General features: G+C 50.4%; 11 protein-coding genes and 1 pseudogene. 3 read left to right on the top strand and 9 right to left on the bottom strand.

Going from position 1 to position 12,319, the window contains the following annotated elements:
- A pseudogene (locus A3OI_RS21295) lies at positions 1-585 on the bottom strand (IS4-like element ISHch2 family transposase); the annotation flags it as partial.
- A gap of 115 nt (positions 586-700) precedes the next feature.
- Here A3OI_RS21295 and A3OI_RS20555 point away from each other — a divergent pair.
- From A3OI_RS20555 to A3OI_RS0116050, 3 genes are all read left to right on the top strand, one after another.
- Positions 701-1,195: a nucleotidyl transferase AbiEii/AbiGii toxin family protein gene (locus tag A3OI_RS20555; protein WP_228703014.1), complete on the top strand. Its 495-nt coding sequence runs from the start codon at positions 701-703 to the stop codon at positions 1,193-1,195.
- A 90-nt stretch (positions 1,196-1,285) separates the two neighbouring features.
- Positions 1,286-1,732: a hypothetical protein gene (locus A3OI_RS0116055; RefSeq protein ID WP_018405263.1), complete on the top strand. Its 447-nt coding sequence runs from the start codon at positions 1,286-1,288 to the stop codon at positions 1,730-1,732.
- A 76-nt stretch (positions 1,733-1,808) separates the two neighbouring features.
- Positions 1,809-2,348 (top strand): hypothetical protein, encoded by a 540-nt coding sequence (locus tag A3OI_RS0116050; RefSeq protein ID WP_018405262.1) that lies wholly within the window; start codon positions 1,809-1,811, stop codon positions 2,346-2,348.
- A 46-nt stretch (positions 2,349-2,394) separates the two neighbouring features.
- On the opposite strand, the gene A3OI_RS0116045 is transcribed toward A3OI_RS0116050, so the two are convergent.
- The 8 genes from A3OI_RS0116045 to A3OI_RS0116005 all read right to left on the bottom strand — a co-directional run.
- Positions 2,395-2,823: a hypothetical protein gene (locus A3OI_RS0116045; RefSeq protein ID WP_018405261.1), complete on the bottom strand. Its 429-nt coding sequence runs from the start codon at positions 2,821-2,823 to the stop codon at positions 2,395-2,397.
- 30 nt (positions 2,824-2,853) lie between these two features.
- Complete coding sequence (locus tag A3OI_RS0116040; protein WP_018405260.1) at positions 2,854-3,270, bottom strand: hypothetical protein; 417 nt, start codon at positions 3,268-3,270, stop codon at positions 2,854-2,856.
- Positions 3,271-3,486: 216 nt separating this feature from the next.
- Positions 3,487-8,457, bottom strand: a complete 4,971-nt coding sequence (locus A3OI_RS0116035; RefSeq protein WP_018405259.1) for a DEAD/DEAH box helicase — start codon at positions 8,455-8,457, stop codon at positions 3,487-3,489.
- 248 nt (positions 8,458-8,705) lie between these two features.
- Entirely contained in the window at positions 8,706-9,104 is a 399-nt protein-coding gene (locus tag A3OI_RS0116030; RefSeq protein WP_018405258.1) for a hypothetical protein, read from the bottom strand.
- Between the two features lie 13 nt (positions 9,105-9,117).
- Positions 9,118-10,380: a tyrosine-type recombinase/integrase gene (locus A3OI_RS0116025; protein ID WP_018405257.1), complete on the bottom strand. Its 1,263-nt coding sequence runs from the start codon at positions 10,378-10,380 to the stop codon at positions 9,118-9,120.
- A gap of 67 nt (positions 10,381-10,447) precedes the next feature.
- On the bottom strand, positions 10,448-10,705 hold the full coding sequence (locus A3OI_RS0116020; protein WP_018405256.1) for a hypothetical protein: 258 nt from the start codon (positions 10,703-10,705) through the stop codon (positions 10,448-10,450).
- Between the two features lie 585 nt (positions 10,706-11,290).
- Entirely contained in the window at positions 11,291-11,512 is a 222-nt protein-coding gene (locus A3OI_RS0116010; protein ID WP_018405254.1) for a hypothetical protein, read from the bottom strand.
- A 354-nt stretch (positions 11,513-11,866) separates the two neighbouring features.
- Positions 11,867-12,319 (bottom strand): IS5 family transposase (locus tag A3OI_RS0116005; protein ID WP_018405253.1); only part of this gene is annotated, 453 nt, incomplete at its 5' end.

The following is a 12,319-nucleotide window of genomic DNA, read 5'->3' as shown; positions in this document are numbered from 1 at the left end:
GAGCCAGTGGGCGGGATAGCCCCGGTCAAACAGAATCAGGCTGTGGTCAGGAGCATGCTTCAGGTGCATGCTGGCACAGCCCCGCTCATCCACATCCGGCGTGATCAGGAGGGTGTGCAGAGCCTGATCGGACAGCAGGTCCATCAGAACCGACACCCGGGCTACCGGCAACCCGTTGTGGGTTCCGAAGTGCCGGGCCAGTGGGTCTTCCAGCGGCAAGTGCATGCTGGAGCCGTCCACGGCCAGCAGGCGCAGGCCCTGCCAGGTCTTGTGTAGCCCCAGCTCATCCATCTGGGCATGCAGGGCGCTGTTGAGAGCCTCAAAGACGGACGCGCTAAGCTTCTGGCGGGCTTTGCTGAAGGCTTGGGCGGTGACCACCTGGGTTTCAAAGGCCGAGCCATTGAGCGTCTGAAAGAAGGCATCCAATTCGGTTTGCAGAGCGCTGTTGGGTTGATTGAGCAGAAACAGGACCAGATTGGGGAAGGTCAGATGGCGTTGGCGGGTAAAGTGTTTTGGATGGGTTCGATGCTGGGCAATAAACTCAGGGCAGCTCAGTAAACTGGTTATTTTATGTACAATTTTCAAAAAGGATGTCGGTTGAGTTGTCAATCGTTGTTTTTTTATTGCGCTCCATAGGGCATTTCCTCGTTGATGGGTGAGCTCTAATTATATGATATTTTTGGGGAAATGTCTTAAGTTGATGACATTGCCCAGTTACCAGATCACCCCACGGACGCTTCAGAACCACTACGGGATCAATCTTGGTACAGAGTCATTAATAATTAAGGCCCAGACGCGCGAGGAAATTTTTGCAGACAAGCTGCTCGCATTTGCTATGCGGCCAGGACGAATCAAGTATCGAGACGTATGGGACATTGGCTGGCTAGCCCAAAATGGTATTGAGCCTGCACTTGACCTTCTCAACGCCAAGCTGGCGGATCACGGGGAACTGGAAGATGACTTTCTGATTCGGTCGGACGAACGGTTAGGGCAACTGGTAAACGATGAGCAGCAACACAGAGATTTTGTTTTTGAAATGACGCGATTTATCCCTCCTGATCGCCTAGACCAAACACTTAGGCAGGAAGGGTTCTGGACGTACCTCTCCAACACGGTCATAGAGAAGGTGCGCCAGGCACAAAATCGGGTTGAGAGTGACGCCACTCATGACACAGGCCCTTCATTTTTGATGTAGGCTCGCGAAGGCAAAATCGAAAATCTAAATTGAAATTCAGGAAGATTAATGATGCTGGCCACCCAGCAGGGACTTTAATGGTGACCGAACATGACGATAAACCGAAAAAATAAATTACAGGAAGTTGTAAGCAAGGTCATCGACGGCCGGGAAGCTGCATACAGCCGTCAAAGTGCCCTTGCAGACGAATTAGAGCGCCTGATTGAATACGCCATGCTCGACGGTGAGGTGGAAAGCCGATCTCACCTGACGATCAGGCGTAGAGCGTCTATTTTCCAGGCGATTGAAAGCAAAAATCTCGGTGAATCTGAGTTTGTAGCTAAAGCACTCGCCACACCCACCCTCATAAAGCCACAAATGTCAGAGACCAACTCGGTCACGAGCCGTAAGGCGAGTCGGGCCATGAGGGTGAGAGCGCAGCCGGCCCCCGAATACAAGCGAAGGGCCGCGGCCCGCCCGAGGCGAAGCATCACCCATGCACCGCATGGCGTAATAACGTTTTATGAAATGACGCCCCAACGCTATGATGCAGATTGAATCAATCAGGGTAGTCACCTCCACCCGTTATTGAGTTGTAAGCGTCAACTACCCTGCAGTGGGACAGATGATTTAATTGAAAACCCTGCCCGAGAAAGCCGCCAGCAATTACCGAAGGGGTGACACAGTGGTAACCAGTTGTGTTTATGGTAAAGCATCAAAAACGCGCGATAGAGCTTTTCAGAGTGTCTTATGGATATGTTTTCTCGCGATTTTGGCAGAATGCTCAGAAACCAGCAGCAACAACGGCACTCTTGCTGGCACCGATGCGAACCAAAATGGCATTCGCGATGAGGTAGACAGCCATATTCGGACAGCTTTTGCGCTAGGTCCGCGGCGTGACGCAGCTGAGCAACAGGGTAGGGTTTTGCAGAAAGTCGTCATGATGACCAATGCTGATAAAGCGGAAACCCTCATGATGGAGGTGTCCCGCAGCATGGCGTGTCTTTACAGTGTGTTCGACGGCGGTAATGGCGCAAATCATCCTGCGGCAGTATCCCAGAGACTGGATGAGGAAACGTTCGATACGAATGCCCGGAAGAAAGCAAACGACCAGTTCAGTGAGGCGCTGGATGGCAGAACATGGACGCTACCACAGGGCGATACTTGCGAGTGACTTTCGAGTGTGGTTCTGGTCAGCCTTTTACAGAACGTCAATACCACTATTCACCGCCACCATCATTCCAAGTCATGGTGCTTGAAAGATCTTTCAGCCAATCGTAAAAGTCGTCGGGGAGTGGCGAAGATAATCGAAAGGCGGCTCCATTCCGGTCAGTGGGTATAGCGGTGGCATTGTCGGAGCGCAGAACGCCGTGTGTATCGATTACTTTATCCCCGATTTTAAAGCGCAAAGCCACACTCTCGCCGGCCTCGCCATAGATGCTTGTGAGCACAAGATCAACGACAAGATTTTTACACCGGTAGCGCCCAAGAATTAACGATGTTTTTATATCGTCAGCAAAGCTGAATGAAAGGCCCAACCTCATAGGCTCTTCATCACGATCATCATCCGTTTTTTCAGGAACGATAAGTTCCCATGTGTTGTCGCTACAAGGGTATGTGTAAAGCTCAAACATTCTGTTAGGTTTCACAAGGAATTCCGTTTGTTAAGCGTGTGCGAGCTATGGCAACGTTTTCTGCAGTTCACCGCGCAAGGCTTCAAGGTCACCCAAATCCACTTCATCACCCATGCCGCCGTTATCAGTCACCACGTACAAGCGGCTATTATCCTGAGTCAGAAACAGCACTTTGCCGTAAAACGCTGGCGTATGATGCGACTTCCTGCGTGCATCCTTAAGGTCGTGCTTTGTTTCTACCAAACGTTGTTTAGGCGCTTGGCCGTCTACATGGGACAGGCACACCACAAAGTCAGGGTAGAAGTAGTTTCGATGCTCTCCGCGCACCAACCGAACGGAATAGGGCTTTTTGTCGGGGTTACGGAACCACCATGGTACAAACCTATCGCGATCCAAAGCTTCTGCAAAGACGGGCTCGTCTTTGTTCATAGCAATGCTGCTATCAAATTTACCGGCAGTCATGACCTCACCACCAATCAACCATGCTTCATATCAGCGGTTTGAGCCATCCCGGCTCACCGCTGCTAAGAAAGCCCAGCAGATGGGACGCCTACCTAGCGTTGTCAAATGCTAGGAACGTGTTTAGCTTTTCCCCGTATCAAATCTTTTCACCATAACCGCGGTAATGCGCAGTACCGCGTGCGCTCATTGCCATCCTTGGCTTCGCTGGGCCTGTCTTTACAGAATATCCAGTTTTGGTAAATTTCTAACAATTTTCTGGGTTTTCAAGCTCACCGTAATCACTCGCAGAAACAGCTCAAGTGGGTATCGTGGATTCCGCATGGTCTCGGTGGTCCAGTCGTTGGCATCATTGACTATGCCGGACGTTTTGTCGGTAGTCACCGCCTGACGCTCCATGACCCACTCCAGTGCCGGTTTCCCGTTAACGACATAGTCGTAGGCTTCCTCTGGAATGTTCTCAATGGTGATTTTGCCATTGTAGATGACTCTGGATTTATCACCTTTTTTGGCAAATTTAATCTTGGTCACGTAGAAGTCAGCATCGTCTCCGCCCTTAACACCCTGTTCGGTTATTTTTAGGCCTTTCAATGATCCGTTGAGGCTTGCCTGGGTGTTCAATGCCACTGACTCATAGTTGAGGTGCAGCGCTGCCAGATCGCGGCCCGCTTGGGCAATAGCAGCGAAATCGGCATATGTTTTCATCCGAGGAATACGGGGAAGTTGCTTAACAAGGTTGTCGGCATAGCGCTCGCGGTAATCCTCACTGTGCAGCAGACCATAGGTGTAATAGAAGATGCTTTCCTTGCTGACGCTTCGTTCAGGGTAGGCCGACTGAAAGTGCTCCAAGGCTTCATTCGTAATGGCGTCTTTGCGCTGGTATCCAGCCTCGCCATCTTGGTTGAACATGTCCAATTTTTCTTCCTGTTGTTGATACAGGTAGAAAGGAAAACACTGCGCGTCACCTATCAAGTGCAGATCAGGAAGCGTATCGGATAGTAGAACGGAAAATCCTTTCGTACCTGACAGTGTCAAGCAAATAACCAAGTTCTCGCTATCTCGTTCAGGGAAGAGCTTAGGAAACTGTCCAATACGGTGGGTTATTCCCCCATTGAAGTAAGTTTTCTGCTTACTGAATGGTCGATATAGTGAGTTGTATTTTTTTGTATCGTCATACGTCAGTTTGTTGCCTCTTAAAAGCTCAGATTTTAGGCTGCTAGTCCAGCTTATTTTCGTAGGATCTAGGCAGATAAAACCATCAATATTTGATGGTTTCTTATCACTGAAGCGAACCAACTCCTGATTATAAAAGTCAATCATGGAAATTATATTAGCTTCGAGCTTAGTGGCTGAATAGTTGTAACACCACGTGTCTCGGCCCGATTCTGCACCTCTTGAGTAATTCTCAAAAACAGCTATCGCTGCCTTATCCTTCTTATCGCCCAAGCTGATGTAGGTATCAAAGTTGGGGTCACGCTGATTCAACCAGTCTCCAAACTCATCTGGCTCAATGGTCTGCCAGCCTTGCTGCTGGGTGATGCCTGCAATGCTTCCGAACTCGGAAACAATTTCCAGCTTCTGCTCACGGTTCAGGTAATCTCCGATGTCATGGAAGTAAATCTTTCCATGCTCGTTGGATTCTGGGTTCTTGACCAGGATAGAAATGGCAATAGGTGCACGACTGCCAGAACCAAAAATCTTCCCACCCTCCTTACGGGACCGCTCTCCTGAGGTTCGCTGATTACCCCTCAAGTGAAACACATACAGATTGCTGAACTCTTCAACCAGGCACCGACGTAGACCATCAGCGGTGTTGGCTTCTATGAAGCCACCATTGGTGACGAAGCCAATTACGCCACGATCCTTGATTCGGTCGGATGACCAGCGAATAGCGCGGATATACGAGTCATACAGAGCATTCTTGTTTGTAGCCGAAGAGCGAGCTGCATAGGTGCTACGAATCCGCCCATCCAGCTTCTGATATTGAACATTGGCGTTATTGTCATTAGCTGAATCTTGCCCTGCTGAATACGGCGGGTTGCCGATGATTACACGAATATCCAACGCCTGCTGCCGCTTTCGGCGGGCACTATTTACTTCGAGCAACTCATCGACCAAATCGGCTTTCTCACCCATCTGGAAAGTGTCGGTCAGACAGATACCATTGAATGGCTCGTATGCAGGCTCAAAGATCACGTCACTGTCTTCTTGGCCAGTGATGTTGCCGGTCAGGATGCCGTGATAAGTTGCTTCTATATTGATTGCAGCAATGTAGTAAGCCAGCAAAACCAACTCATTGGCATGGATTTCGTTCTTGTACTTCTCGGGCAGACGATCTTCAGGAATGATACCGCTCTGAAGCAGGCGGGCAATGAATGTACCCGTGCCCGTGAAGGGATCGAGGATATGGACATTCTCATCGGCCATGCTGCTGTTGAATTCGATCCTGAGTACATCCTCAACCGAGTGGATGATGAAATCCACGACCTCAATGGGTGTGTAAACGATGCCAAGCCGCTCGGTCATTCGTGGGAAGGCATTTCGGAAGAATTTATCGTACAGCTCCACCACGATTCGCTGTTTTCCGTCAGCGCTGTTGATGCCTTCAGCGCGCATTTTTACAGACTCATAGAACGATTCTAGTGTGCTACGTTCTTTGTCTAGGCTGTGTTCGTGCAGCTTATCCAACACCTGCTGCATGGCCTGAGACATGGGGTTATTTTTCGCGAAACTGTATTCCTCAAAAAGTGCATCAAACACTGGCTTGGTGATCAAGTGTTGGGCCAACATTTCGATGATTTCACCATCAGAGATACTATTGTTCAGGTCGTCACGGAGTTCACCGGCAAACGCATTGAACGCCGCAATTTCTTCAGTGTGGCTTTTGTCTTCTAGGATCGCTTTAATACGATCGATGTGAGTGTTGGCGATCTTGGCAATGTCATCTGCCCAGTCTTCCCAATGGTGCCGGTTGCCACATTTTTTGACGATCTTGGCGTACAGCGCACGCTCAATGTCGCCGACTTCAAAGACTAATTCAGCCTGCTCTGTCGAGGGGTTCGGCTCTTTCGATCCAATCCCGCGCCCACCGCGTGCCTGGCCAGCCTTGCGTTCTTTTGTGGATTTTTTGGTGGCCTTTGGAGTCACCTTGTCCGCCACAGCCACCACTTCCATTTTGGAGGGCATATTGCCGTTGAATTCCAGTTTGTTGATCATGGCGTCAAAGCGGTCATCGTGTGACCGCAGTGCGTTCAAAACCTGCCAGACGACTTTGTAGGTTTCGTTTCTGTTCAGCGCCTCTTCTGGCTCAACACCGGCAGGAATCACTACGGGAAGAATGACGTAACCCAGTTCTTTCCCTGGAGCTAGCCGCATTACGCGGCCCACAGACTGCACAACATCAACCTGAGAAGAACGGGGCGTTAAAAACAGCACCGCATCCAGTGCGGGCACATCGACGCCTTCCGACAGACAGCGCACGTTGGATAGAATTCGGCAGGTGTTGTCTTCAGTGGTCGCCTTCAACCACTCCAGCTTTGCTTCTTTCTGGCTGGCATTCATCGTGCCGTCTACATGCTCGGCGGCACAAAGCATTGTCAATGCTGAGTCCAAGGGGGCATCAGGCTCTTTTTCGCGTATGGATGCGATTTCAGCTTCTTGATATTGGGCGACCACAGCACCAAACATTTCTGAGATTAGCTTGGAACTGACCTTGTGGTTTTTGCCCTTATACTCTTTATCAATGACCTGGCAGAAAGCCACGGCGCGCTTCATTGGGTTAGCCTGCTGACCGGCTACCTCAAACAAACCCTGCTTTGAAAGCGCCTTCCAGCATCCGACGATTTTTGCCGCATCATCGACTTTGAGCGAGTTGTCAGCGTCTTTAAGCAGGCTTTGCAGGCGCCGGTTAACGTGTGCTTCTTCAACCGCTAAAACGATGACCTTGTAGTCCACCAAAAGCTTACGTGCGACAGCTTCAGAGAAGGTGATGACATACAGTTCTTCACCGTACAGCGCCTTATCATCCATCGAGCATAAGGTGACGTTTTCAGTTTGTTTGGCATCTTCGCCGTAGATTCTGGGCGTAGCGGTCATATAGACACGCTTAGCGCTCTGGATGTAGTCGTTGTCGTGAACCCGGACGAACGCAGATTCCTCTTCGCCCTCAAAGGTGGCGCCAGTAGTCCGGTGCGCCTCATCACAAATGATCAGGTCGAACCCTGGGATTGGCTGACTGCCCGTGGTCTGGGCTTCGTTTATCACACCGATCGAGTGATACGTTGAGAACACCACCGTCATCGAATCATCAGCATGGTGGTCAGCCATCTGCTTTTGCAATGACAAGGCTTTGGTTGTTGCCGGGTATTGAAGGTCGCTGATGCCCGAAATTACACGGTCATCGTCTTTGCCTTGGCGCTTGCCCACGTCACTGTCCGAACAGACGGCAAAGCTCTTTAGCGGAACGGCGGATTCTTGAGTCCATTCCGTCAATGTTTGGCCCATCAAAGAAAGGCTGGGGACGAGAAATAAAACTCGCTTTCCTTTGCCCGCGATGTCCTCGGCAATTTTTAATGACGTAAACGTCTTACCTGTACCACAGGCCATGATGAGCTTGCCGCGGTCCGCCGTTTTAAGGCCAGACACCGCACCATTAAGAGCATCGACCTGGTGTTCGCGCAGCGTCTTCTGAGCCTTCAGAACGGGTTTGGTGTTCTCATGGTATTGCGACCAGTCGATGACACTGTTTTCGAGGTTGTGCAGATCAATCTTGGATACCGGTGGGTTTTGGCTTTCCAGGGAGTTCTGCGCATTGGCAGTCCATTGATCGGTGGTCGTAACGATAATTCTGTAGGTGAAAAAGCTTTTTCCTGACGCCGTAAAAAAGCTATCAATGTCATTCTTTCGGATAGAGTAATCGGGCGAGTAGTTCTTACACTGAATGGCGTGGAACTGACCATCACTGGTGATTGCGACCAGGTCGATCCCGGTGTCTTTTTTCGTACTAACGCCAAGCTCGGCACCGTACTGGTCAACCCAGCCCGAGTATGACAGCACGTCGGCGTACTGCTCTTTATAGAAGGGCTCTGTTTTGAAATATTGAACCATCAGGTTCTCAAAGCTTGTGCCCTTGTCGCGTTCGGATAGGGTCATTTCCCTGAACTGGGCCAGTATCGTTTGTAGTGCTGTCATCATCATTCCTTAATAAAATTGCCCTATCAGCAGTCTAGGACTACCAATTGTTGAAATCTAATTTGGTCAATAGGGTCCGATCGTTAAAACAGTGATCCACTGATTGACAGCCATTTCCGACCTGCCAAGAACGCCATAGCGCTTCGCGGCGTATTTTGTTGCTGCCACCTTGGAAAGACTTTTTTCATAAACCATTGCAAGTGCCCAGTGTTTTGCGACCGCCAGGGCTTAAAGGCTAGCTTGTGCATTTAATACAGATGGCTCAGGCTTTTTCGGACCGATGAGTGCGCAGTGGACGCCGTTACGGACTCCCAAGGTGGGCAGTCATAATCAGGTAGAACCGGACTATGTGATAACGACACGAGGCTGCTCGGGGCAGGAATGACCACATCAACGGTTTGGCGAGCCTCCAAGTACCAACCCGGGATGACTTGCACAAGCAGTTCTTCAATCAGGGGTTTGGCGAGCTTATATCGCCTTGCTGCTGTCGCTATCCCTTCCTGTGTGGACAGCTTCTTTTTCCCAAGCATTAATTCGGCGGCAAGCCCGGCCGCTTTACCTAACTTTTGTGTACTGGCGAGCTTGCGTAATTTAGCCCTGGCCTCCATAACCCGAGGCAAAGGTTCCGGTTTTGTTGTTAATGCCATACAACGCTCCTTGTCAGATCGAACGATCCCGGTTGGCCAAACGCCGCCTGGTTTCGTCAGCGTTAACGTAAACAGCCTCGGTAAATGCCGCACTGGCATGCCCAAGCTCTTCCGAGATATGCCGAATATCAACGCCAGCTTCGATCGCCATACTGGCGCCGGTATGCCGTAAATAGTGTGTCTCGTTTTTGATGGCCAGCAGGCGCGCGGCCTCTTCAGTCAGATTTTCATTGTCCATACGTTCTGCAGTCAGCTCAATGGCGGATTCAAAGGCCCGCTGAACCTGGCGCTTACCTAAAGCCCCGCCGCCGCGGTTTGACGGCAGAATAGGGTGGTTGTCGGTAGGCAGCGGCAGCGAGGGGACCAACCCCAAGTGCTCACGCCAGCGGCGCAGAAACGGCAGGTAGCCGGTTGGCAAAGTCACACTGCGGGTTTTGTCACCCTTGCCAAATACGGTGTATGACCAGTATTCCTCACCCTGAACGTTCTTAATGCGAAAATCCGAAAAGAGAGGCACACGTTCTACGCCATCATCCATTGGCCGCGGAGCAAGCTCACCCACACGTAAAAACAGACTTTTCATGGTAACAACCACAAAAAGTTCACGCTCATAGGCAGGATCTTCATTTGCGGCTTCCTGCAATGTTTTGAGCAGGTATGACCACTGCCAGTTGTTGAGTCGCCGAGCTGTCTTTTCATCAACATTGACAACCCCAGTCTTGGCTCGTTGATCACGTCGACGTAGGTTGGGCATCGGGTTTTTGGCCAGGTAATCTCTCTGTACCAGAAAGATGAAATACCGCTGCAGGACCGTACGGCTGGAATTTAGCGTGGCTTGAGTGGCGTGGTACCGGGCTTTCTCATCTTGCGTACGCAGGGCAAAGGGGCGCCATTTAGGATTGGGCACCCTTAACCCCTCTTTTTCCAGAAAGCCAGGGTAGATACCGCGAGAAACCCACGGAAGAGGTGGGGTTCTGAGCATTTTGAAGTAGGACTGAACTACCTCTTCATCAACCTGCGCTAACGATCGCTTAGCGGTTACCCACAGATAATTGAGGAAGCGTTGAACTTCACCGCGAAAGCGATTGAAAGTGCCTGGGGTATCCGAGTAGTCCGATACAAACCGCAGACTCAGCTGGAAATCTCTCAAAAGGTCTTCGGTTGGCGGCTGCAACTGCTCAAGAAACTCTCGAATAGACGGGTGGAACTCAAACTCGGCTTGAGAATCCAGATAGTCTTTGGTGTCGATGAGTGGATGCCCACGGAATTTAGACATAGAGCGTTTTGTCCTAGTTATTCAATAATGTGCCGGGAGCTGGCGGGTGCACTGCTAAACACCGTCCTTAACGGGCTTGGCCAATAAACAGGCCCTTTTTGTAGAGCTTCCACATGGCAGTGAACTGCGCTATCAGTAAACCAATGACCACCACACTCAAAATAATTGCACCGGCCCAGGTAACCGGCAATTCATCCCAAAAGAGATAGCCAATACCGAGAAGACCGCATCCCGATAACAGCAAAACAAAAATCCATGGCCACGGAGAGTCAGCCTTTTCTTGATTCTTACTTGGGTACGGCTTTCGATTCTGATTAACGATCATCGCGCGTTATTTCTTTAATAAGTGGCTGGCCAAAAATTCTCTCGCAGCAAAGGTTGCCTTGGCTCATACAGGCGCCGGATACGCCAGTGCTGGTATTTAGACGGATCGAATTCACTCAAGAGGGCCTCGTATTCAGCGCGAAACTGGATAGCCGACCGGAAGGCGTGAAGCATTTGATCAGGCGTAGAATCCATCGCCAAATGAAACGTTTTTGAGCATGGCCGATTGTTTCTTCTCCAACTGACCTGATACCGCCATGACCAAATCTGCCGGCGACCATCGAGATACGGAGCACCAGCGACACCCACGACGCCAGTTGTGCCGCCTTTCCGCCGTTCAGTTCTAAACGCAGGTTTGCCATCAGATTTGCGCAGGAATTGCTCGCGCAGCGCTTTGTTGTCATCGATAGCGGCTAGAACAGCGCCCCTAACACCACCGAACCTTGAGTATGGGTAAGAGCCGCCGTGATCTACGCGGTTTCGTTTAAAACGCATCTGGCAAAAGCTAGGCGCCGGAAACGAAAGGCCGTATCGGGTATCAGACAGTAACTCGCGCACCTCGGTAGGAATATGGGAGTCGGGCATGTTAACTAAAATCTTGCATTGTTGATGGAAGCGAAGGTTCACCCAGGCTCAATCGATCCTGTTCGCCAGCACGGTAAGCCTCCTGCCATATCTCGCCAGTCCAATGATCAACAGGGTAGGGGCTGGCGGTTATGGGGGTGACACCCGAGAAGCCAGCCTGACGGCCGCGGCTAAAAATTCCTGCACCATCGACTGCATAATCCAGATTCTGCTGATCACTCATAGCGACTCTTTCCTTGCTTTGGTTGAATTGCGGCTGTTGAAGCTGACTTCAACAGCACGAAGCTCGTCTAGCTTATGAATATGAAGATAGGTGCAGTATTGAATAAGCACATCCTTCGGAGTTTTAGTCTTGGGCAGGCTAATCGTGCAGTCTGGATAACGCAGAAACTGGGAGCATAGGATAAATCTCAATCGAATAGTGATATTTGAATGACCGAAGTGTAGTGCGGAAAAATTTCCGTGTCCAGTATCAAAAAAGAGTAGACACTGCTATTTTGGTTGCACATATCTTTCTATAGCAAATTTGTCCTTCAGCACAGTATTAGAGCACTTTTGGCTAGGGTCTGTTGACAATTCACATTGGTAGCCAGAGAAATGCGCAAGCCAGAGACACAATGCTCTCATAATTTCGAGCCAGCTTGTCATATCGGGTGGCAACGGCACGATAGTGCTTGAGTCTGGCAAACGCATTCTCGACCAGGTGTCTGAGCTTATACAAATGCCGGTCGAGCCCCTTGTTTCCCTTTATCGAGTTTTTCCTTCTGGGGATAATAACGCTCATTCCGAGGGCTTCTCCCTTGTCACGTATTATCTGGCTGTCGTAGCCTTTATCCGCTATCAGCACCTGCGCAGCGTCAATTTTTTCGATGAGTGTTGGCGCTTCAGTGCAGTCATTGATGTGACCGCCTGTAATGGTGAATGCCTCTGGCAGGCCGTAAGCATTCACCGCCAGATGCACCTTGGAGGTGTTGCCAGCCCTGCTTTTACCGATATTCTCGTCGTAGCCACCCGCGGCTCCGGCACTGTG

The organism is Marinobacter gelidimuriae (assembly GCF_000372805.1).
Taxonomy (GTDB): Bacteria; Pseudomonadota; Gammaproteobacteria; order Pseudomonadales; family Oleiphilaceae; genus Marinobacter; species Marinobacter gelidimuriae.
Note: the sequence above shows the minus strand (reverse complement) of the source record. Positions and strands in the feature narration are given on the sequence as shown.

Coding starts and splice junctions, on each gene's coding strand:
- A3OI_RS20555 (WP_228703014.1), top strand. CDS start 701: ATGACATTGCCCAGTTACCAGATCACCCCACGGACGCTTCAGAACCAC.
- A3OI_RS0116055 (WP_018405263.1), top strand. CDS start 1,286: ATGACGATAAACCGAAAAAATAAATTACAGGAAGTTGTAAGCAAGGTC.
- A3OI_RS0116040 (WP_018405260.1), bottom strand. CDS start 3,270: ATGACTGCCGGTAAATTTGATAGCAGCATTGCTATGAACAAAGACGAG.
- A3OI_RS0116035 (WP_018405259.1), bottom strand. CDS start 8,457: ATGACAGCACTACAAACGATACTGGCCCAGTTCAGGGAAATGACCCTA.
- A3OI_RS0116030 (WP_018405258.1), bottom strand. CDS start 9,104: ATGGCATTAACAACAAAACCGGAACCTTTGCCTCGGGTTATGGAGGCC.
- A3OI_RS0116025 (WP_018405257.1), bottom strand. CDS start 10,380: ATGTCTAAATTCCGTGGGCATCCACTCATCGACACCAAAGACTATCTG.
- A3OI_RS0116020 (WP_018405256.1), bottom strand. CDS start 10,705: ATGATCGTTAATCAGAATCGAAAGCCGTACCCAAGTAAGAATCAAGAA.
- A3OI_RS0116010 (WP_018405254.1), bottom strand. CDS start 11,512: ATGAGTGATCAGCAGAATCTGGATTATGCAGTCGATGGTGCAGGAATT.